Source organism: Streptomyces ruber, assembly GCF_014648075.1.
Classification (GTDB): domain Bacteria; phylum Actinomycetota; class Actinomycetes; order Streptomycetales; family Streptomycetaceae; genus Streptomyces; species Streptomyces ruber.
The window spans coordinates 1-20,911 of sequence record NZ_BMQK01000035.1 but is presented as its reverse complement, the minus strand read 5'-3'; the positions used below and the strand labels follow the sequence as shown (position 1 = coordinate 20,911).

General features: G+C 70.6%; 22 protein-coding genes. 13 read left to right on the top strand and 9 right to left on the bottom strand.

Features of this window, described 5'->3' with window-relative positions; translation table 11 throughout:
• The first annotated feature begins 330 nt into the window (after positions 1 to 330).
• From IEZ04_RS34080 to IEZ04_RS34070, 3 genes are read left to right on the top strand one after another with little or no spacing between them, the layout of a single operon-like run.
• Positions 331 to 2,559 (top strand): RNA degradosome polyphosphate kinase, encoded by a 2,229-nt coding sequence (locus IEZ04_RS34080; RefSeq protein ID WP_373296400.1) that lies wholly within the window; start codon positions 331 to 333, stop codon positions 2,557 to 2,559.
• A complete protein-coding gene (locus tag IEZ04_RS34075; RefSeq protein ID WP_229821488.1) occupies positions 2,540 to 3,727 on the top strand; it encodes a CHAD domain-containing protein in 1,188 nt (395 codons plus the stop codon). Before IEZ04_RS34080 ends, IEZ04_RS34075 begins: the two co-directional genes overlap by 20 nt.
• A complete protein-coding gene (locus IEZ04_RS34070) occupies positions 3,724 to 4,140 on the top strand; it encodes an NUDIX hydrolase (RefSeq protein WP_189220873.1) in 417 nt (138 codons plus the stop codon). Before IEZ04_RS34075 ends, IEZ04_RS34070 begins: the two co-directional genes overlap by 4 nt.
• A 21-nt stretch (positions 4,141 to 4,161) precedes the next feature.
• Here IEZ04_RS34070 and IEZ04_RS34065 read toward each other — a convergent pair whose 3' ends face one another.
• Complete coding sequence (locus IEZ04_RS34065; protein ID WP_189220877.1) at positions 4,162 to 4,344, bottom strand: hypothetical protein; 183 nt, start codon at positions 4,342 to 4,344, stop codon at positions 4,162 to 4,164.
• A gap of 152 nt (positions 4,345 to 4,496) precedes the next feature.
• Between IEZ04_RS34065 and IEZ04_RS34060 the strand changes: the two genes are divergently transcribed.
• Both IEZ04_RS34060 and IEZ04_RS34055 read left to right on the top strand, forming a co-directional pair.
• Positions 4,497 to 5,348 (top strand): SCO4651 family lipoprotein, encoded by an 852-nt coding sequence (locus tag IEZ04_RS34060; RefSeq protein WP_189220872.1) that lies wholly within the window; start codon positions 4,497 to 4,499, stop codon positions 5,346 to 5,348.
• A 184-nt stretch (positions 5,349 to 5,532) separates the two neighbouring features.
• A complete protein-coding gene (locus IEZ04_RS34055; protein WP_229821487.1) occupies positions 5,533 to 5,757 on the top strand; it encodes a hypothetical protein in 225 nt (74 codons plus the stop codon).
• Positions 5,758 to 5,764: 7 nt separating this feature from the next.
• On the opposite strand, the gene IEZ04_RS34050 is transcribed toward IEZ04_RS34055, so the two are convergent.
• Entirely contained in the window at positions 5,765 to 6,136 is a 372-nt protein-coding gene (locus tag IEZ04_RS34050; protein ID WP_189220870.1) for a metal-sensitive transcriptional regulator, read from the bottom strand.
• Positions 6,137 to 6,369: 233 nt separating this feature from the next.
• Here IEZ04_RS34050 and IEZ04_RS34045 point away from each other — a divergent pair, with 233 nt between their 5' ends.
• Together IEZ04_RS34045 and IEZ04_RS34040 are read left to right on the top strand one after the other, a co-directional pair.
• Entirely contained in the window at positions 6,370 to 6,990 is a 621-nt protein-coding gene (locus IEZ04_RS34045; protein WP_189220869.1) for a DUF47 domain-containing protein, read from the top strand.
• A gap of 9 nt (positions 6,991 to 6,999) precedes the next feature.
• Positions 7,000 to 7,998 (top strand): inorganic phosphate transporter, encoded by a 999-nt coding sequence (locus tag IEZ04_RS34040; RefSeq protein ID WP_189220868.1) that lies wholly within the window; start codon positions 7,000 to 7,002, stop codon positions 7,996 to 7,998.
• A gap of 163 nt (positions 7,999 to 8,161) precedes the next feature.
• Here the strand turns inward: IEZ04_RS34040 and pstB are convergent, their stop codons facing one another.
• From pstB to pstS, 4 genes are all read right to left on the bottom strand, one after another.
• On the bottom strand, positions 8,162 to 8,938 hold the full coding sequence (gene pstB / locus IEZ04_RS34035) for a phosphate ABC transporter ATP-binding protein PstB (RefSeq protein ID WP_189220867.1): 777 nt from the start codon (positions 8,936 to 8,938) through the stop codon (positions 8,162 to 8,164).
• Positions 8,939 to 8,987: 49 nt separating this feature from the next.
• The gene (pstA, locus tag IEZ04_RS34030; protein WP_189220866.1) at positions 8,988 to 10,046 is read right to left on the bottom strand and encodes a phosphate ABC transporter permease PstA; all 1,059 of its coding nucleotides are present in this window, start codon (positions 10,044 to 10,046) and stop codon (positions 8,988 to 8,990) included.
• The gene (gene pstC / locus IEZ04_RS34025) at positions 10,043 to 11,047 is read right to left on the bottom strand and encodes a phosphate ABC transporter permease subunit PstC (RefSeq protein ID WP_189220865.1); all 1,005 of its coding nucleotides are present in this window, start codon (positions 11,045 to 11,047) and stop codon (positions 10,043 to 10,045) included. The genes pstA and pstC overlap by 4 nt, the downstream gene beginning before the upstream one ends.
• 133 nt (positions 11,048 to 11,180) lie before the next feature.
• On the bottom strand, positions 11,181 to 12,305 hold the full coding sequence (gene pstS, locus IEZ04_RS34020; protein WP_189220864.1) for a phosphate ABC transporter substrate-binding protein PstS: 1,125 nt from the start codon (positions 12,303 to 12,305) through the stop codon (positions 11,181 to 11,183).
• Between the two features lie 653 nt (positions 12,306 to 12,958).
• Between pstS and IEZ04_RS34015 the strand changes: the two genes are divergently transcribed.
• Positions 12,959 to 14,530: an FAD-binding oxidoreductase gene (locus tag IEZ04_RS34015; protein ID WP_189220863.1), complete on the top strand. Its 1,572-nt coding sequence runs from the start codon at positions 12,959 to 12,961 to the stop codon at positions 14,528 to 14,530.
• A 27-nt stretch (positions 14,531 to 14,557) separates the two neighbouring features.
• Here IEZ04_RS34015 and IEZ04_RS34010 read toward each other — a convergent pair whose 3' ends face one another.
• The 3 genes from IEZ04_RS34010 to IEZ04_RS34000 form a co-directional block, all read right to left on the bottom strand.
• The gene (locus IEZ04_RS34010) at positions 14,558 to 15,310 is read right to left on the bottom strand and encodes a phosphatase PAP2 family protein (RefSeq protein ID WP_189220862.1); all 753 of its coding nucleotides are present in this window, start codon (positions 15,308 to 15,310) and stop codon (positions 14,558 to 14,560) included.
• Between the two features lie 269 nt (positions 15,311 to 15,579).
• A complete protein-coding gene (locus IEZ04_RS34005; RefSeq protein ID WP_189220876.1) occupies positions 15,580 to 16,581 on the bottom strand; it encodes a C40 family peptidase in 1,002 nt (333 codons plus the stop codon).
• Positions 16,582 to 16,652: 71 nt separating this feature from the next.
• Complete coding sequence (locus tag IEZ04_RS34000; RefSeq protein WP_189220861.1) at positions 16,653 to 17,072, bottom strand: ATP-binding protein; 420 nt, start codon at positions 17,070 to 17,072, stop codon at positions 16,653 to 16,655.
• A 130-nt stretch (positions 17,073 to 17,202) separates the two neighbouring features.
• On the opposite strand from IEZ04_RS34000, the gene IEZ04_RS33995 reads away from it, so the two are divergent.
• The 5 genes from IEZ04_RS33995 (at position 17,203) to IEZ04_RS33975 (ending at position 20,818) form a co-directional block, all read left to right on the top strand.
• A complete protein-coding gene (locus tag IEZ04_RS33995) occupies positions 17,203 to 18,051 on the top strand; it encodes a helix-turn-helix domain-containing protein (RefSeq protein WP_189220860.1) in 849 nt (282 codons plus the stop codon).
• A gap of 9 nt (positions 18,052 to 18,060) precedes the next feature.
• Complete coding sequence (locus IEZ04_RS33990; protein WP_189220859.1) at positions 18,061 to 18,264, top strand: DUF397 domain-containing protein; 204 nt, start codon at positions 18,061 to 18,063, stop codon at positions 18,262 to 18,264.
• Positions 18,257 to 18,514: a DUF397 domain-containing protein gene (locus IEZ04_RS33985; protein ID WP_189220858.1), complete on the top strand. Its 258-nt coding sequence runs from the start codon at positions 18,257 to 18,259 to the stop codon at positions 18,512 to 18,514. The genes IEZ04_RS33990 and IEZ04_RS33985 overlap by 8 nt, the downstream gene beginning before the upstream one ends.
• Before the next feature lie 95 nt (positions 18,515 to 18,609).
• Entirely contained in the window at positions 18,610 to 19,602 is a 993-nt protein-coding gene (locus IEZ04_RS33980) for an ArsR/SmtB family transcription factor (RefSeq protein ID WP_189220857.1), read from the top strand.
• Between the two features lie 907 nt (positions 19,603 to 20,509).
• Positions 20,510 to 20,818, top strand: a complete 309-nt coding sequence (locus tag IEZ04_RS33975; protein WP_189220856.1) for a DUF8827 family protein — start codon at positions 20,510 to 20,512, stop codon at positions 20,816 to 20,818.
• Positions 20,819 to 20,911 lie beyond the last annotated feature (93 nt).

Below are 20,911 nucleotides of genomic sequence, written 5' to 3'. Positions count from 1 at the left end.
AACGGATCAACGTGCTGTTCGCGATGCTCCGCGACGGCACCTTCTACGAACCCAGAACCCCACGCCCCGCTTGACCAAAGACATAGAGGCACCCCCCGCGCGCACCCCAGGTACGCCCCCGCGGGACGCCTCCCGCTATCCCGCACGTCATGTCTCCGTAACCGTTGATTAAGACGGCCTTGCGACGCTCGCTCAATGAGCCCCGCCGTACCCGAGCCATCGCCACCCCCGCAGGACGGGGCGAGCGCGGGGAGCGGCATGTTTCCCGCCGCCCTCCCGCCAGCTCGTTCCGACACGCCCGTCTCCTCGCCGGCGCGGAAGAATGGGGCCATGAGTCAGCAAAACGCCCCGGCACAGGTCCAGCACCCCCAGCCCTCCGTGGGCTCCATAGCGGCCCACCGCCCGCACACGGTGACCGCCGCGGTCTCCGGCCTGGAGCCCGACCTCGACGCCGACCTCGACGTGTACGAGGAGTCGCCGGACGGTGCCGAGCTGCCCCAGGGCCGCTTCCTCGACCGGGAGCGCAGCTGGCTCGCGTTCAACGAGCGCGTCCTGGAACTGGCGGAGGACCCGGCCACGCCCCTCCTCGAGCGGGCCAACTTCCTGGCGATCTTCGCCAGCAACCTGGACGAGTTCTTCATGGTCCGCGTGGCGGGCCTGAAGCGCCGGATCGCCACGGGCGTCGCCACCCGCTCCGCCTCCGGGCTCCAGCCCCGCGAGGTGCTGGAGATGATCTGGGCCCGCTCGCGCGAGCTGATGGCCCGTCACGCCGCCTGCTACCAGGAGGACGTGGCCCCGGCGCTCGCCGAGGAGGGCATCCACCTGGTCCGCTGGAACGAGCTGACGGAGAAGGAGCAGGCCCGCCTCTTCACGCTCTTCCGCCACCAGATCTTCCCGGTCCTGACCCCGCTCGCCGTCGACCCGGCGCACCCCTTCCCGTACATCTCCGGCCTCTCGCTCAACCTGGCGGTCGTCGTACGGAACCCGGTCAGCGGCCACCGGCACTTCGCGCGCGTCAAGGTGCCGCCGCTGCTGTCCCGCTTCCTGGAGGCCTCGCCGAACCGGTACGTGCCCATAGAGGACATCATCGCGGCCCACCTGGAGGAGCTCTTCCCGGGCATGGAGGTGCTGGAGCACCACACCTTCCGCCTCACCCGGAACGAGGACCTGGAGGTGGAGGAGGACGACGCCGAGAACCTGCTCCAGGCCCTGGAGAAGGAGCTCATGCGGCGCCGCTTCGGGCCGCCGGTGCGCCTGGAGGTCGAGGAGTCGATAGACCGCTACGTCCTCGACCTGCTGGTACGGGAACTGAAGATCTCCGAGGCCGAGGTGTACCCGCTGCCGGGCCCCCTGGACCTCACCGGCCTGTTCGGCATCACCAAGCTCGACCGGCCCGAGCTGAAGTACCCGAAGTTCGTCGCGGGCACCCACCGTGACCTCGCCGAGGTCGAGTCGGCGTCGGCGCCCGACATCTTCGCCGCGCTGCGCGAGCGGGACGTCCTGCTGCACCACCCGTACGACTCGTTCTCCACCTCCGTGCAGGCGTTCCTGGAGCAGGCGGCGGCCGACCCGGACGTGCTCGCCATCAAGCAGACGCTGTACCGGACCTCGGGCGACTCCCCGATAGTCGACGCGCTGATCGACGCCGCCGAGTCCGGCAAGCAGGTCCTCGTCCTGGTCGAGATCAAGGCCCGCTTCGACGAGCAGGCCAACATCAAGTGGGCCCGCAAGCTGGAGGAGGCCGGCTGCCACGTCGTGTACGGCCTGGTCGGCCTGAAGACGCACTGCAAGCTGTCGCTGGTGGTGCGCCAGGAGGGCGACACCCTGCGCCGCTACTCCCACGTCGGCACCGGCAACTACCACCCGAAGACGGCCCGGCTCTACGAGGACCTGGGCCTGCTCACCGCCGACCAGCAGGTGGGCGCCGACCTCTCCGACCTGTTCAACCGGCTCTCCGGCTACTCCCGCCGGGAGACCTACCGCCGGCTGCTCGTCGCCCCGAAGTCCCTGCGCGACGGACTGATCTCCCGCATCAACAAGGAGATCCAGCACCACCGCGCCGGCCACCCCGCGTACGTCCGCATCAAGGTCAACTCGATGGTCGACGAGGCGGTCATCGACGCCCTGTACCGCGCCTCGCAGGCGGGCGTGCCGGTGGACGTCTGGGTCCGCGGGATCTGCGCGGTACGGCCCGGCGTCCCCGGCCTGTCGGAGAACATCCGGGTGCGGTCCGTGCTCGGCCGCTTCCTGGAGCACTCCCGGGTCTTCGCCTTCGGCAACGGCGGCGAGCCCGAGGTGTGGATCGGCAGCGCCGACATGATGCACCGCAACCTCGACCGCCGCATCGAAGCGCTGGTACGGGTCACCGACCCGGCCCACCGGGCGTCCCTCGACCGCCTGCTGGGGACCGGGATGTCCGACAGCACCGCCTCCTGGCACCTCGGCCCGGACGGCGAGTGGACCCGGCACGCGACGGACGCCGAGGGACAGCCCCTCCGCAACGTCCAGGAGATGCTCATTGACGCCCGGAGGCGCCGGCGTGGTACAGCGACACCTTGACCCCACGGGCCCGACGACGGGGGCCACCCCCGGACTCCCGGTCCCCTTCCCCCACCCGGCCCCGCCCGACCGGAACGGCCTCGCCGAACGGGGGGGCACCCCCCTGGCCGAGGTCCTCCCGGCCTACCTGCGGGCCCAGGCCACGGAGTTCCTCCGGGCGCTGCGCGCCCACCAGGAGGCGGGGGGCAACGGCGGCGCTGCCGCCCGGACCAGGTCGGCGGCGCGGGCGGACCCGGGGAGGTCCGAGAACACCGGGCACTCCGAGGGCAAGGAGTGGGACGAGGCCGCCGACGCGGCGCTCGCCCTGCGCCGCTCGGCCCGCCGCATCAGCGGCACCCTGCACACCTTCCGGCCGCTGTTCGACGCCGACTGGTCCGAGCGCATCCGCCCCGAGCTGGCCTGGCTCTCCGGCACGCTGGCCCGCGAGCACGCGTACGCGGCACGCCTGGACCGGCTGGTGGCGGCGCTGAACCGGCTGTCGGGCGCCGCCCTCCCCGGCCGGTCCCCGAGCGCCGCGCCGGCCGCGGGCGAGGGCACCGCCAAGGGCGCCCTGACCGTCGGCGCCGCCAAGGCGGGCGCCCTCCTCGACCGGCAGCTCACCCTGGCCCGCACCCGCGCCCACTCGGCGGCGCTCCAGGCGCTCGGCTCGTCCCGCTTCCACGCAGTCGCCGACAGCGTGGCCGTCCTCGCCAGCGAGGTGCCGCTCACCCCCGCGGCGTCCGCCGCCGACCTGCGCCCGCTGGCCGGCGCCGCCCACGACCGGCTGAACGACGCGGTCACCAACCTGCCCCTGGTCACCGCGGGCAGCCCGTACAACGCCGAGGCCCTCGTCCACGGCCTCTCCCCCGACACCGCCCCGCACCCCCAGGACGCCCCCTGGCACCAGGTGCGCCTGCTGCTGCGCCTGTACCGGTACGCCCGCGAGGTGCTGCACGGCCCCGACCTCGCGGCCGACGTGCGCCTGCTGACGGCCGGCGAGGCCCTCGACCGGCACCGCGACGCCTCGGAGGCGGCGGCCGCCGCGGCCTCGGCGGCCCGCACCCCGCGCATCGCCCCGGCGACGGCGTACGCGCTCGGCGTCCTCCACGCCGACCAGCGTCACGAGGTGGAGGCGGCCCGGTTCGCGTTCCAGCAGTGCTGGCAGAAGGAGGCGGTGGGCACCGCATGAGCGGCGACGGCACGGTCCTCGCGGCGGGCTGTGTGCTGTGGCGCCGCTCCGCCACGGCCGGGACGCTGGAGCTCTGCCTGGTCCACCGGCCCAAGTACGACGACTGGTCCTTCCCCAAGGGGAAGCTGAAGCGCGGTGAGGACCCCCTGGCCGGCGCCCTGCGCGAGGTCGAGGAGGAGACCGGCCAGCGGTGCGCGCCCGGTGCCCGCCTGGCCACGGCCCGCTACCTGGCCGACGGCCGCCCCAAGCAGGTCAGCTACTGGTCGGCCGAGGCGCTCGGCGGCCGCTTCGAGCCCGGCCGCGAGGTGGACCGCATCGTCTGGCTCCCCCCGGACGAGGCCCGCGAGCGCCTCACCCAGCCGCGCGACCGCGAGCTGGTGGACGATCTGCTGACGGTACTCCGGCCGGGCTGAGCGCCGCCCCGCCCCGCCGCTCTACCCCTCCGCACGGCCGTCCACGTGTTCCGCCGCGTCCGTCCGTGCCCGGCTCCGTGCCCGGCGCGCCGGTCCCCGCCAGCCACAGCTGCACCGGGCGATGCAGAACCGTCCCTGCTCGACGGTCGTGGGGCGGTGGTCCGGGTCCCCGAGAAGGGGGGTGATCTCGTCCTGCTGTGCCACGGCGCGCACGTTACCCGCCGTAGGTGAACGGCCGGCCGGGCGCGTGACGGCACCGCCCGCTCCGTCGTTGACCCGGCGACGACAGGCCCGGGACCGACCGGCTGGGGGTTGAGACGATGGTGGCGCGGCAGCACGTGTGGGTCCCCCCGCTCATGGGGGCCCTACCGCCCGGACGGAGCCGGAAGCGGACGAGGGCGGGTGCGGCGGTCGTCGCGGCCGGGCTCGTCCTGATGTGCGGCGCCGGCTGCCGGTCCATCCCGCTCTCCAGCGAGGACGCGCGCGCCGCCGCCGACCCCGTGGACGTGCTGCGGCAGGCCGCGGACACCCTGCTGCGCACCGGCACCTCCCGGACCCGTACCTCCATGGAGATGGCCACCGGCGGCACCCGCGTCACCATCCGCGGCGCGGGCGTGTACGACTACGCCCAGCGGCGCGGACGGCTCCGGGTACGGCTGCCGCAGGGCGCCGCCGGCACCGGTGAGCGCCGCCCGATCACCGAGCTGCTCGCGCCGGGCGCCCTGTTCATGAAGAACCGCGGCGCCGGGGTGCCGGCCGACAAGTGGGTGCGGGTCGACACCGCCGCCCTCTCCGACGGCAACCTCGTCACCGGCGGCGCCACCGACCCCCTCGCCGCGGCCGAGGTGCTGCGCGGCACGCGGACGGCCCGTGAGGTCGGCGAGGCCGAGGTCGCGGGCACCCCGGTGCGGCACTACCAGGGCACGGCGGACCTCGCACAGGCCGCAGGGAAGGCGTCGAAGGGCAACCGGGGCGCGCTGCGGGCGGCAGCGAAAGGGTTCGCCACCGCCGAGGTCCGCTTCGACGCCTACCTCGACGACCAGGGCCGCATCAGGAAGGTGCGTCACCGGTTCAGCTTCCCGGGCGGGCAGCACGGGAACACGATCGCGGTCGCCTCCACGACGCTGCTGTACGACTTCGGCGTCCCCGTCGCCGTACGTCTGCCGAGGCCGGAGGACATGTACGCGGGGAAGATCGCCGAGGACTGAAGCCCGTCGAGGACCCCCGCGGACCGGGGAGTAGCGTGTCGTCCCGGACCGTCACCGATGGATGGCCGGACCACGCGGACGGCATCCGGTCGGGTGCCGACGAATAGCCCGTTGGTGCCATGCGCGGTGTGTAGGGCGCTCCCTACTCTAGGAAGTCGGTGACAGCGGAGAAGAGGTGAAGCACGTGGCTCCGGCAGGCGGTACGGCGGTTCAGGACCACGTGGCCCTCGCCGAGATCGAACTGTGCGGCGAACTGATCATCGCGGCGTCGGCCGCCCGCGGGGACCGGCTCAGCCCGGACCGCATCGACGAGGTGCTGCGGGTGGGGGAGGAATGTGCATCCGACACCCGTCCCGACACCCGCGGGGACACACCGGAGCGCCGGGCCGCGCAGCCGCCCTCCCGGTGAGCGCCCGTCAGGTGCGCAGCAACCGGCCGATCGCCTTCGTGGCCTCCTCGACCTTGGCGTCGATCTCGTCCCCGCCCTTGAGCGCGGCGTCCGCGACGCAGTGGCGCAGATGCTCCTCCAGGAGCTGCAGGGCGAAGGACTGGAGGGCCTTGGTGGAGGCCGAGACCTGGGTGAGTATGTCGATGCAGTAGACGTCCTCGTCGACCATCCGCTGCAGGCCCCTGATCTGGCCCTCGATGCGGCGGAGACGCTTGAGGTGCTCGTCCTTGCGCTCGTGGTACCCGTGCACCCCGCGGTCGTGGTCGGTCACCACCGTGTCGGGGCCCGCGTCGGAGGTGGCCTCGGAGGGCGCCGTCGCGCCGGCCTCGGTGGTCGTCATCGCGTCCTCCCACAGACGTGTACGGCATATACCCCGGGTAGGTATATGGTAACGAACTTTGCTGGGTAAGGGTCCCTTGGCCGTGTCCTCGCCCACAGCCTGTGGACGGGCGCTTCCTCCCCCGTGCGGATCGCTCTGCCTGATGGGCGACACTGGAGGGCGGCCCGTTAGCCGTGGCCGAATGTTGCGCCTAGCATCAGCCTGACCGAACCGAAGCACCCCGAGGACCCCACGTGCGCTTTCGTCTGACCCCCAGGGAGACGAGCTTCTACGACATGTTCGCCGCCTCCGCGGACAACATCGTCACGGGCTCGAAGCTCCTGATGGAACTGCTCGGGGCGGACTCCTCCGCCCGGGCCGAGATCGCAGAGCGTATGAGGGCCGCGGAACACGCCGGTGACGACGCCACGCACGCGATCTTCCACCAGCTCAACTCCTCGTTCATCACGCCGTTCGACCGCGAGGACATCTACTCCCTGGCGTCCTCCCTCGACGACATCATGGACTTCATGGAGGAGGCCGTCGACCTGGTCGTCCTCTACAACGTCGAGGAACTGCCGAAGGGCGTCGAGCAGCAGATCGAGGTGCTCGCCCGGGCCGCCGAGCTGACGGCCGAGGCCATGCCGAACCTGCGGACCATGGACAACCTCACCGAGTACTGGATCGAGGTCAACCGGCTGGAGAACCAGGCGGACCAGATCCACCGCAAGCTGCTCGCCCACCTCTTCAACGGCAAGTACGACGCCATCGAGGTGCTCAAGCTCAAGCAGATCGTGGATGTCCTGGAGGAAGCGGCGGACGCGTTCGAACACGTGGCGAACACGGTGGAGACCATCGCCGTCAAGGAGTCCTGAGGCCGGTCCATGGACACCTTCGCTCTGGTCGTGACCATCCTGGTCGCACTCTTCTTCACGTACACGAACGGCTTCCACGACTCGGCGAACGCGATCGCGACCTCGGTCTCGACCCGGGCGCTGACCCCGAGGGCCGCGCTGGCGATGGCCGCGGTCATGAACCTGGCGGGCGCCTTCCTCGGCAGCGGTGTCGCCAAGACCGTCAGTGAGGGCCTGATCGAGACACCCGAGGGCTCGACGGGGATGGGCATCCTCTTCGCGGCACTCGTGGGCGCGATCGTCTGGAACCTGGTCACCTGGTACTTCGGCCTGCCCTCGTCCTCCTCGCACGCCCTGTTCGGCGGCATGGTGGGCGCGGCGCTGGCGGGCGGGACCACCGTCTACTGGGACGGCGTGGTCGACAAGATCGTCGTCCCGATGTTCGTCTCGCCGGTGGTGGGCCTGCTGGCCGGCTACCTGGTGATGACGGCCATCCTGTGGATCTTCCGCCGGTCCAACCCGCACAAGGCCAAGCGGGGCTTCCGTATCGCGCAGACCGTCTCGGCGGCGGGCATGGCCCTCGGCCACGGCCTCCAGGACGCCCAGAAGACGATGGGCATCGTGGTGATGGCCCTGGTCATCGCCGACGTCGAGGACTACGGCGACCCGATCCCCGTCTGGGTCAAGGTCGCCTGCGCGCTCATGCTCTCGCTCGGTACGTACGCGGGCGGCTGGCGGATCATGCGGACGCTCGGCCGCAAGATCATCGAGCTGGACCCGCCGCAGGGCTTCGCGGCGGAGACGACCGGTGCGTCGATCATGTTCACCACGTCGTTCCTCTTCCACGCGCCCATCTCCACGACCCATGTGATCACCTCGTCGATCATGGGTGTGGGCGCCACCAAGCGGGTGAACGCGGTCCGCTGGGGCGTGGCCAAGAACATCGTCCTCGGCTGGTTCATCACGATGCCGGCGGCCGCGGTGGTGGCGGCGGGGTGCTTCGCGCTGGTGCATCTGGCGTTCCTGTAGGGCCCCGCGGCTCCCTGTGAAACGCCGGACGGGCTGACACCTGTCAGCCCGTCCGGCGTTTCACATGTGCGGGGGCCCGCCCCCGGGAGTCAGGAGGCGGGCCCTGTGCCTCGCGGTGGCACCGCCATGCAGCACCGCGAGGGGTCGTGCGGCGGAGTGCCGGTCAGCCGAAGCGGCCGGAGATGTAGTCCTCCGTGGCCTGGACCGACGGGTTGGAGAAGATCCGCTCCGTCTCGTCCATCTCGATCAGCTTGCCGGGCTGGCCGACCGCGGCCAGGTTGAAGAACGCCGTACGGTCGGAGACCCGGGCCGCCTGCTGCATGTTGTGGGTCACGATGACGATCGTGAACCGCTCCTTCAGCTCGCCGATCAGGTCCTCGATCGCCAGCGTGGAGATCGGGTCGAGCGCCGAGCAGGGCTCGTCCATCAGCAGGACGTTGGGCTCGACCGCGATCGCGCGGGCGATGCACAGACGCTGCTGCTGGCCGCCCGACAGACCGGAGCCCGGCTTGTTCAGGCGGTCCTTGACCTCGTTCCAGAGGTTCGCGCCCTTGAGGGACCTCTCGACGATGTCGTCGAGCTCGGACTTCTTGAAGTTGCCGTTCAGCTTCAGGCCCGCGGCCACGTTGTCGTAGACCGACATCGTGGGGAAGGGGTTCGGCCGCTGGAAGACCATGCCGACCTCACGCCGCACGGACACCGGGTCGATCCCGGCCCCGTACAGGTTCTCGTCGCCGAGCATGACCTTGCCCTCGACCCTGCCGCCGGGCGTCACCTCGTGCATCCGGTTCAGGGTGCGCAGGAAGGTGGACTTGCCGCAGCCGGAGGGGCCGATGAAGGCCGTCACGGTACGGGGCTCGATGCTCATCGAGATGTCCTCGATGGCCAGGAAGGAGCCGTAGTAGGCGTTGAGGCCGCTGACATCGATGCGCTTGGCCATGTGGAATCACTGCTTCTTTCGAGGGGGGAACTGGTCGCTGATGGCCGCGTCAGCGACCGGTCTTCGGGGCCTTCCAGCGGGCGATGCCGCGGGCCGCGAGGTTCAGGATCATGATGAAGGCGATGAGCGTCAGGGCCGCAGCCCAGGCACGGTCGTACGCCGCTTCCCCTCCGGCGCTGTACTGCAGGTAGATGTACACCGGCAGCGAGCCCTGCGCGTCGGAGAAGGGGTTCGCGTTGATGAAGTCGGTCACCCAGACCAGCATCAGCAGCGGAGCGGTCTCACCGGTGATACGGGCGATGGCGAGCATGACGCCCGTGGTGATGCCACCGATGGAGGTCGGCACGACCACCTTCAGGATGGTCCGCCACTTCGGCACACCCAGCGCCAGCGAGGCCTCGCGCAGCTCGTTCGGGACGAGCTTGAGCATCTCCTCGGTGGAGCGGACGACGACCGGCAGCATCAGGATGGTCAGGGCCAACGCGCCGGCGAAACCGGACGCCCCCATCCCCAGGATCAGGATCCAGGTGGACAGGACGAACAGACCGGCGACGATCGACGGGATGCCCGTCATGACGTCGACGAAGAAGGTGACGGCCTTGGCGAGCTTGCCGCGGCCGTACTCGACCAGGTAGATCGCCGTCAGCACACCGATCGGCACGGCGATCACGGTGGCGATACCGACCTGCTGCAGCGTGCCGAGGATGGCGTGGTAGATACCGCCGCCGGGATCCTTGTCGGCGACCACGCCCATCGAGTGGGTCAGGAAGTACCCGTCGAGGACCTTCACCCCGCGCTTGACGGTCTCGTACACCAGGGAGGCCAGTGGGATGACGGCGAGGAGGAACGCGACCCAGACCAGGCTGGTCACCACACGGTCCTTGGCCTGCCGGCGTCCCTCGACGCGCCCGGCGATGCCGTACGTCCCGAGGACGAACAGGACCGCGGCGATCAGGCCCCACTGGATGCTGCTCCGCAGCCCGGCCGCGGCGCTGATCCCGATGCCCAGGGCGATCGAGCCCGCGGCGACCGCCCAGGGGAACCACTTGGGCAGGGTCGCGCCGCGCAGGCTGCCCGGGCGCTTGTCGGTAAGGGTTGCGTGGCTCATGCGTTGGCCCCCGAGAACTCCTTGCGGCGGGCGACGATCATGCGCGCCGTACCGTTGACCAGCAGTGTGATCACGAACAGGACCAGACCGGAGGCGATGAGCGCGTCCCGGCCCATCACGCTGGCCTCGCTGAACTTGGCGGCGATGTTCTGCGCGAAGGTGCCGCCGCCCCAGTCGAGCAGGCTCGCGTTGATGGTGAAGGCCGGGGAGAGGACCATGGCGACCGCCATGGTCTCGCCGAGCGCACGGCCGAGGCCGAGCATCGAGGCGGAGATGACGCCGGACCGTCCATAGGGCAGGACGGCCATGCGGATGACCTCCCAGCGCGTGGCGCCGAGGGCCAGGGCCGCCTCCTCGTGCATCTGCGGGACCTGCCGGAAGACCTCACGGCTCACGTTCGTGATGATCGGCAGGATCATGATCGCGAGCACGACGCCGGCGGTGAACAGCGAGCGGGGCGCGCCGCCCTGCCACTCGAAGATGCCGGTCCAGCCCAGGTAGTCGTCCAGCCAGCCGTAGAGGCCCTGCATGTGCGGTACGAGGAAGAGGACGCCCCACAGGCCGTACACGATGGACGGCACCGCGGCCAGCAGGTCGATCACGTACGCGATGGGGCCGGCGAGCCTGCGCGGGGCGTAGTGCGTGATGAACAGGGCGATGCCGACCGCGACCGGGACCGCGATGGCCATGGCGATGATCGACGACACGACGGTGCCGAAGGCCAGGACAGCGATGCCGAACTCCGGCGGGTTGCCGGTCGGGTTCCACTCGAAGGTCGTGAAGAAGTTGGCCTCGTTCTCGCTGAGCGCGAGCGCGCTGCGGTACGTCAGGAAGCCGGCGATGGCGGCCATCAGCACCAGCAGGAAGACGCCGGACCCGCGGGAGAGGGCGAGGAAGACCCGGTCCCCGGGGCGGGTGGCGGCCCGGGCGGCGCGCTTCTGTTCGACTTCCGAGGGCCGGCTTGCGGGAGGTGATGTGGGGTTCTGTGTCGTTATGTCCATCGGGTTCTCCGGTCTGCGAGCCATCCGCAGGGGCGGCTCTCAAGCGGAGCCACCGCGGTCGGCGGCGGCTCCTGGCGGCGGTGCACCGGACGGTGCGGCCCGCTCCCGGGACGGAGCGGGCCGCACGCTCAGGTCAGCTCAGGCTCGCGAGGGTCTCGCGGACCTTGGTGATGATCTCGTCGGGGATCGGCGCGTAGCCGGCGTCCGCCAGCAGGCCCTGACCGTCCTCGGAGGCGGCGTAGCTCAGGAAGGCCTTGGTGGCGGGCAGGGTCTCCGCCTTGTTGCCCTTGTCGCAGACGATCTCGTACGTGACGAGGGTGAGCGGGTAGGCGCCCTCGGCGTCCGGCGTGTAGTTCAGCTCGAGCGCGAGGTCCTTGCCCGTGCCGACGACCTTGGCCTCGGTGAGGGACTTGGTGGCGTTCTCGGTGTTGGCCTCGACCGGCTCGGCGGCACCGGTCTTGATGTCGACCGTGCTGAGCTCCTCCGCGTACGACAGCTCCATGTAGGAGATGGCGCCCGCGACCTGCTTCACCTGCGCGGCGACACCGGAGGAGCCCTGCGCGGCCGCGCCACCCTTGGCGGCCCACGCCTTGGCGGGCTCGTACTTCCAGTCGTCGGGAGCGGCGGCGGCGAGGTACTTGGTGAAGTTCTCCGTGGTGCCGGAGTCCTCGGAGCGGTGGACGGCCTGGATCTTGACGTCGGGAAGCTGCGCGTCGGGGTTCAGCTTCTTGATGGCCTCGTCGTTCCACTTCGTGATCTTGCTGTCGAAGATCTTGGCGAGGGTGGGGGCGTCCAGGACGAGGTTGTCGACGCCCTCGAGGTTGTAGGCCACGGCGATCGGGCCGACGACCATCGGCAGGTTGATGCCCTGGCCGTCCGTGCAGACGCTCTGCGACTCCTTGATCTCGTCGGCGTCGAGCGCGGAGTCCGAGCCGGCGAACCCGGTCTGTCCCTGCAGCCACGCGGTGATACCGGCGCCCGAACCGTCGGGCTTGTAGTTGATCTGCACGTCCCGGCACGCGGCCGAGAACTGCTTGACCCAGGCGTCGACGGCGTTCGCCTGCGCGGAGGAGCCGGAAGCCTGCAGCTGCCCCTTGGCGTCACCACAGTCGATGTTGCTGTTGGCGGTGGCCGAGCTGTTGCCGCCGGCCTCGGTGCCGGCGTCGTCGGAGCCGCACGCCGTCAGGGCCAGGGCGCTGGAGACGGCCACAGCACCGAGGGACAGGGCGCGCAGCCGGTTCTTGCGCTGAAGCTTCACTTTCGGGAGTTCCTTCCTGAAGCCGCCGTCCACCTGGCGGCGTGCGAAGTGTTGGTGAGCGCTGAGGGTCGTGTCCGGGACCGCATGGCGTCCCGCCCCCACCCCTCAGGCTGCTCTCGCCGCGAGCCGCGCGCCGCCTATTCGGCCCGCCCCTCGCACCGGGTAAGGCCGAAATTAGGCAGAACAGGTGAAGTCACCTATGGCCGAGAGTGAACGGCCGGTGAACCCCTGCCGTCGGTGCGGTGAGGTCACGGAACGCTCACGTCGAGGACACGCGACGATTGCGGGCAAGGCGGGCCCGGCCCGCGTGCTTTCCGCGCCACGGACGCGCACCCCCGCCCCAAGGGCCCCGGGCGGCCGCCGCGACCGCGCCGCGCACCACCACGGCGGCACGACACCCGCCGATTGGCCGGAAGTCGACAGAGCGAAGGAGCCGGAGGGAAGCAGGAGGCGGGAGTTCCCCCAGGGAAGCACTGGAAGCGGCCCCAGGTGGAACCCCCGTCAACAGAGACCCGTCTCGTTCCACAGGACCGACGCGGGTCCGACGCAGAACCCACGCAGGACGACCCACAGGACGACCCACGCAGGACGACCACGCAGCAGAGCCGCGAACGCCCCGCGCAGGACGGCGCGGACCCACCGGGAGGCCCCACATGGAACGGCGCAGGTTCATCGGCGGCGGCGCGGCCGTCCTCACCGCGGCGGCGACGGCGGCCTGCGCCGGCGGCGGTGCGAGCGCCCCCGGAACCACGGCCACCGCAACCGGGACTCCAACCGCGACCACCACCGGCACCACGCCCACCCCCACCCGCTCCGCCGCGGCCGGCTGGAAGGCACTGGCCGACGGTCTCGACGGCGAGCTCCTGCGCCCCGGCGACGGTTCGTGGACCACGGCCCGCCGGCTCTACAACACCCGCTTCGACGGTCTGGAGCCCGCCGCGGTCGCCTACCCCTCGCATACGGAGGACATCCGCACCCTGCTCTCCTACGCCAGGGCCCACGACGTACGGGTCTCGATCCGCAACGGGGGCCACTCCTACGCGGGCTGGTCCTCGGGCGACGGCCGGCTGGTGGTCGACGTGTCGCGGCTCGCCACGGTCCGCGCCTCCGCGAACGAGGCGGTCGTCGGCGCCGGCGCCAAGCTGATCGACGTCTACCGCGCCCTCGCCGCGAAGGGCGTCACCATCCCCGCGGGCTCCTGCCCCACGGTCGGCGTCTCGGGCCTGACCCTCGGCGGCGGTCACGGCGTGGCCTCCCGCGCGTACGGTCTGACCTGCGACAGCCTCACCGGGGCCACGATCGTCACGGCCGACGGCGAGCAACTCGCCGTCGACGAAAAGGATCATGACGACCTGTTCTGGGCGCTGCGCGGCGCGGGCAACGGCAACTTCGGCGTCGTGACCGAGCTGCGCTTCCGCACCCACCCCGCGCCCCGGTCCGTCACCGCCGACCTGCGCTGGCCCTGGTCGCGGGCCGCCGACGTGGTCGCGGCCTGGCAGGAGTGGGGCCCGGACCAGCCGGACGAGATCTGGTCGACCTGCCACGTGGCGAGCGCGGCCGGCGGGAGTCCGTCGGTCTCCGTCTCGGCGTTCTCCCTCGGCACCTACGGCGAGCTGCAGAACGCGGTGGACCGGCTGGCGGACCGGATCGGCGCGCCGGCGAGCGCCGTCTCCCTGCGCCGCCACTCCTACGAGGAGTCCATGGAGGTGTACGCGGGCTGCTCGTCGTACGACACCGACGCCCAGTGCCATCTGCCGGGCACCACCCCGGGCCGTACGGAGACGGGCGCCCTGAGGCGGGAGACGTACACGGCCCGCTCGCACTTCTTCGACCGCTCGCTCCCGCCGGACGGTGTCCGGACCCTCCTCGACCAGATCTCGGCGGTACGCGGCGGTACGGGCAGCGTCGCCTTCACGGCACTCGGCGGCGCGATCAACCGGGTGTCCCCCACCGCGACGTCCTTCGTCCACCGCCGCTCCCGGACGCTGGCCCAGTACCTGGTCTCCTGGCCGGCGGACGGCTCGGGGACGGCGGCGGAGTCCTGGCTCGGCTCGGTCCACGGGGCGATGGCCCGGTACGCGTCGGGTGCCGCGTACCAGAACTACACCGACGCGACGCTGAGGAACTGGCGCGAGGCGTACTACGGCGAGGCGGCGTCCCGCCTGGCGGACGTGAAGGAGAAGTACGACCCGGAGCGGTTCTTCACGTTCCCGCAGGCGCTGTAGCGACGGCAGGCGCTCCAGCGGTGGCGCCTAGGCGGCCAGGTCCCGCTGTCCCTGTCCCGCCGGGGGCTCGACGGAGGCCCCGGCGACCACCTCGGCCCTCCCTCGCGCGCCCCGGGCCCGGACCAGCCACCCCACGCGCGGCGACCGCTCGACCGCCTTCACCACCGGGGTGAGCAGCGCCATGGCGACCGGCGAGAGGAGCAGTGCCACGGCCGTGCCGAGGGCGAAACCGCCGATGACGTCGGTCGGGTAGTGCACGCCCATGTAGATCCGCAGGACCCCGCCCAGCAGGCCGAACACCAGCCCGACCAACCCCCACTTGCGGTTGGCGAGGAACAGGGCCACGCCCATGGCCATGGTGAGCGTCGCGTGGTCGCTGACGAAGGAGAAGTCGTTCTTGCCGTCGATCAGCACCTCGAGCCCGTCGTGGTCGAGGAAGGGCCGCGGGCGCTCCACGAAGTTGCGTATCGGGACGTTGACCAGCACCGCGACGCCCGCCGCGAGCGGCACCCAGACCAGCGCGGCCACGGACGCGGCGGCATCCTCCCCGCCCCGGCGCCGCGCGCCCCACCAGCACCACAGCACCATCAGCACCGTGGCCAGGAGCAGGCCGTACTCACCGACGAACGTCATGATGTCGTCGAACCAGCTCGGCGCGTCCTTCGCCAGCCCGTTGATGTCGTAGAGCAGCTCGACGTCGGGGTTGGACCCGGACTCGGCGAGATACGCCCCGGAGCGCCCTCCGGCAAGCGTTACGGACTCGGCGAGTGCACCAGCCATCCTGCAGCGGCCCCTTCGTCAACTGTTCCCTGTTTCGCGGCCGCACCCCTGTGTGCGCCGCTGTTGCCACCCCCGTGGTCGTAGAGCCGCTCGACCCGTACCGCGAACGGAACCGATTCGGTTCGCGAACGTGTCGACGCACTACCTCGAAAGGAACGCACAGTCCCTCGGACAGCGTTCCACCCTCCACTGAATGATCACGCAGACGTTATCGAAGAGAGACACATCCACGCAGCTCAGGGCAGGGATTCACACTGAATTACGTGACATCACACCGATGTCGGCAATGCTTCCGCGCCGTCTTCGGTGACCCGGGTGGCCCCGAAGTAATCCGGCGTGTCGATCGGATCGAAACGGATGACCGCACCGGGCCGCGGCGCGTTGATCATGTACCCGCCGCCGACATAGATACCCACGTGCCGGATGGCCCGCGAGTTGGTGAGGTCGTCGGAGAAGAACACGAGGTCTCCCGGCAGCAACTCGTCCCGCGCCGGATGCGGTCCGGCGTTGTACTGGTCGTTGGCCACGCGGGGCAGCTCTATCCCCACGCTCTCGTACGAGGCCTTGGTCAGTCCGGAGCAGTCGAAGCGCCCGCCCTGGTCGGCGGTGCCGTTGCCGCCCCACAGGTAGAGCGTGCCGAGCTTCTTCTGCGCGTACGCGATGGCGCCGGCGGCCTGCTCCGAGGGGTCGACCCGGGTCACGGGCGCCGCGAAGCTCTCCGCCAGGGTCGTGATCCGCTGCACGTAGTTCTGGGTCTCCCGGTACGGGGGGACGCCGTCGTACCTGTTCACCGCGTCCGGGCCGGCGTTGTAAGCGGCGAGCATGTTGTGGGTGGGGTTGCCGGACGCGTTCTTCACGTACTGGGCAAGAGAACAGTCGTACGAGGCGGCCGACGGAATCGCGTCCTCGGGGTCCCACACGTTCCGTTGTCCGTCGCCGTTGCCGTCGATTCCGTGCGTGGCCCACGTGCCCGGAATGAATTGCGCGATGCCCTGGGCGGCGGCCGGACTCTGCGCCCGCGGATTCCATCCGCTCTCCTGGTACAACTGCGCGGCGAGCAGGGCGGGATTTATGGCCTCGCACAGATTGCCCCATTTCTGTACGAGGCTCTGGTACGCGGCGGGAACGGATCCCTTGGCGAGTGCGACGGGTCCGCCGCCGGCGCTGCCCGCGATGTTCCCGGCGACGACGTACACCCCCACGACGAGGACCATCACGAAGCTCAGCCCGGCACCGAGGGTGGCACCCGCCACGACCCACGCCTTACGCACCGTCAACCGCCCTTCACCCTCTGGGAGTACACGGCAACGAGTGTAAGTGCGACGAGTCGACGGGGGAACGATCACTCACCTGTGCTTTTGCACTCGACCCACAGAACTTTCCCCTCCCTGGCCACGGAGACGCCCCACGAGTCGGCACACACCGTGACGAGGTGCAGCCCGCGGCCGTGCTCGGCACCTTCCGGCGGAGCTGCGGCGGGGGCACCCTGCTGGAAGGCGACCGGAACATACGGGTCCACGTCCCGGACGGCCACCACGAGCCGCCCGGGCTCGCGGTGACGAATGCCGAGGGAGTAGGGGCCGCCGGTGTGCAGGTGGGCGTTGCTGAGCAGCTCGGAGGCCAGCAGTTCGGCGGTGGGCAGGAGTTGGGCGAGCCCGTGGGCGGCGAGGACGGATCGGAGGGTGGCGCGGGCGACACCGGGGGCCTTGGGGTCGCGGGGGAGGTGAAGGGTGTAGTTCCAGGACGGCGATACGGTGGCCACGGAAGTCTCCGATCACGGAGGGGAGTTGGTCGGTGACTTCACGGTAGCGGCGATGCGGTTAATTCATTTACCAATTCGGCGAGACTGAGTTCACTACCACTCATGTGAGTGACGGGAGGCCGGCAAGTCCGTGAGGCACAATCCGACAGGTCGACAGCTGCGCTTCGGCGTGGAACTGCGCAAGCTCCGCGAACGTGCGGGGCTCAGCGCCACGGAGGCCGGTCAACTCCTCGGCATCAGGCAGGCTCAGGTCAGCAACATGGAGGCCGGTCGGGTCGGGGTGAGCGCCGACCGGCTGCGCACGCTCGCCGCCCACTACCAGTGCGCCGACAGCCACCTCGTCGAAGCATTGGCCACGATGACGTCCGAGCGCACGCGTGGCTGGTGGGAGGAGTACCGGGATCTGCTACCGGCCGCCCTGCTGGACCTGGCCGAGGTGGAGCACCACGGCACTGCCCTGCGCACCGCTCACACGGCGGGCATCCCCGGTCTCCTGCAGACCATGGATCACGCCCGCGAGGTCTTCCGCCAGGTGGTGCCCGACCTGGCGCCCCCCGAGGTGGAGCATCGGACGACGTTCCGGATCAAACGCCAGGGGATCGTCTTCAACAACCGGGAGCCCGTCCCGTACCAGGCGATCATCCACGAAGCCGCGTTGCGCATGCGGTTCGGCGGACGCGACGTGACCAGGCGGCAGCTCGAGCATCTGCTCAAGATGAGCGAGCACCCCCACGTCACCGTGTTGGCCATTCCGTTCGACGTCGGCGGCTTTCCCGGAGCCGGGCAGCCCGTCTACTACGTACACGGCCAGGTCCCGCAACTGGACACCGTTCAGCTCGACCAGGCCCACGGAAGCGTCCTGCTCGACGCCGAGGCCCAACTCGACAGATACCGCCGAATCCTGGGCCGCCTGGCTGCTCTCAGCCTGACCGAAACCGAATCCCGAGCCCTCATCCACCACATCCTGCTGACCACCTGAGGGGTGCACGTGCCAACTTCCACCTGGCAGAAGTCGTCGTACTGCGGTGAAGGCGAATCCTGCGTACACATAGCCGCCAACGCCCCCCGCTCCACTGTCCACCTCACCGAATCCGCCGACCCCACCAACACCACCCTCACCATCACCCCCCACGCCTTCCGCGCCCTCCTCCGCACCCTCAAGACCCCCGAGAAGGAAACGCACCGTGTCTGACATCCCCACCGACCTCGACTGGATCCGCGCCGCCCCCGAGGACGTCAAGGGCCCCGGCCCCTGGATCGAGATCGCCTTCGGCGAGGGGGACGACGGGGAGGCGCCCGTCTACCTTCGCGAGACCAGCGACCCGGACACCGTCGTGACGACCAACCGCCGCAAATGGGACGCCTTCGTGCTCGGCGTACAGGCCGGCGAGTTCGATCACTTCGTCGAGGGTGTCGACCTGGAGGGCGACCCCACAACCTGACCGAATCCGCCCGGATTTTGTCCTGATCCAGCCAATATGCCGCTGGATTACGCCGATCGCACATGCCTATCGTCCCCTTACGCGAAGGGGGACCCATGCTGCGCATCCATTTCACGAGCGAGGACCTGCGCAACGTCACCGTCGCCGAGAGCGCCGATCCGCTCTGGGACGTACTGCTGAGCCTGCACTCCCTCCAGGAGAGGGACGACTCACTCGTGTTCGGCGAGTGGCGACGCAGAACGCGTGCCGCCCTGCCCGCGTCGGTCCGGCTGCTCACCGAGCTGGCCCGGCCGTGGGGCTACTCGCCCGACTTCCTGACGCCCGGCCGCGGCGAGGCGGACTTCGGGACCCAGCTCGACCGCGTACTGTCCACGCCCCGCGACGCGCTGCGCGCCGACATGGCCTCACTGGCCGCCGAGGCACCGCCGACGCCCTGGACACGGGCCCTCGCGGAGGCGAAGGCCCCGGCGCTGGGGACACTCGGCGCGGCGATCACCGCGTACCACCGGGTGGCGCTCGCGCCGTACCAGGAGCGCATGCGCGCGCACGCGGACGCGGACCGCGACCGGCGCGCCAGGGACATGCTGTCGGGCGGCGTCGACCGGCTGCTGGCGGAGCTCCATCCGCGGGCGCGCTGGGAGGCGCCCGTGCTGCACCTCCCGGTCTACGCCGAACAGGACCTCTATCTGGACGGCCGCGGCCTCGTCCTCGTCCCGTCCCTGTTCCTCCGCATCCAGCCGATCACCCTGCTGGACGCGGAACGCCCGCCGGTGCTCGTCTACCCGCTCCAGCCGCAGCTCGGCTGGCTGTCCCCGGGGCTCCCCGCCGAGGGCACGGGCGCGGGCGACCCGGCCCCGCTCGTCGCCCTGGTCGGCCGTACACGCGCCGTCATCCTGGAGGCGGCCGTCACCCCCGGCACGACCACGGAGATCGCGGCCCGGGCCCGGGTCGCCCTCCCCGTCGTCAGCCGCCACGCCTCCGTGCTGCGCGCGGCGGGCCTGCTGGAGACGCGGCGGGCCGGCCAGTCGGTGCGCCACCACGTGACCGGGCTCGGCATGGCCCTGCTGAACGGCCGCCTCCCGGGCTGAGCCGGGCGTCACGAGCCGGCTGCGAGGCCGCGGACCGGAGGTTTGCGCACAGCGGCAAACCCTGGAACACCGCCGTCCCCCTGCCGCACAGTGGTACCGCACTCGCGTTCCGCGGAGGCGCAGGGGACTCCTGAGGCTCCTCCGGACACGGTGTCACGCCCGTACGGGGGTCGGGCGCGGCACCACCGCGGGGCCGCGCCCGCCGGGGGGACGGGCGCGGCCCCGCCCTGCGCCGTGGCCGCGGCCCGCAGCAGACGGGCGATCACATGGTGGTCGCGGTGGGCCTCCAGGGCTTCCGGCAGAGCGAGGTCGAAGGGCCTCGCGCACCCGGTACGGCTCTCTTCGCGCTGTTGCCGTCCCCGTGAACACGTTGAGCGGTTGATTCCCGCGGAGCCTGGATCGATCATGGGTACCGAGATGACGATCAGCCCTCTTCCGATCACTTCCGGCCAAATTCAGACGACCACAGCACCACGGGCACGGAACGAGCATGGGACCCCGTCCACCCCGACGCCACCCGGCACTCGCGTCCCACCGTCTCGTCCGGCACACTCGGAACCCGGCCCCACCGGCCGGACACCCCGTCAGAACCGGACAGTCGGCCGGAGGTCCGGAGGGCCGCGGGCAGACAGGGACTAACGACAGGACCACACCCCGGGTTCCGCTTCGACCTCATTGCCCGATGTGATCGAGCGTGATACACAGAGTGACAAAACGACCCTTCACCTGCCCGTCCGCACTCTCCGACAGGGGATGACACGGGCCGGACGCAAGGGTTCCATAGGAAATTCGCCAATCAATGACGCCAAGTCGACATACGACAGCGGCATCGTCGGCGACAATGGGCCCGACCTCTGTGCAGCTGGCTCAGAGGGTGCAGAACAACCCACTAGGGGCGGTGACTTACATGTTCCTTGCAGCCGAAGAAGGCGACATCACCACCATCATCGGCGGAATCGCCCCGGACTGGGGCCCGTTCGGGACCCTGGGCAACGAGGCCCGCGTGATGATCGAGGTCGTGATGGCGATCGCCATCCTGCTCTGCCTCGGCATCGCGATCTGGGGTGCCGCCAAACAGCGCATCGGCGCGACGGCCCTGCGTGACACGTTCAGCGCGGAACAGGGCAAGGGCCTCATCATCGCGGGTCTCACCGGTGTCTTCATCATCGGTTCCCTGGGCACACTCTTCACGATCGTGTACGGCATGGCCGTCTAGGGTCTGTTGCGAAAGTGGATCTTGTTCGTTGATGATCACGTCCTGTGGGACGTGGGGATCTGACAAACGACCAGTGGGCCCGGCTTGAGCCTC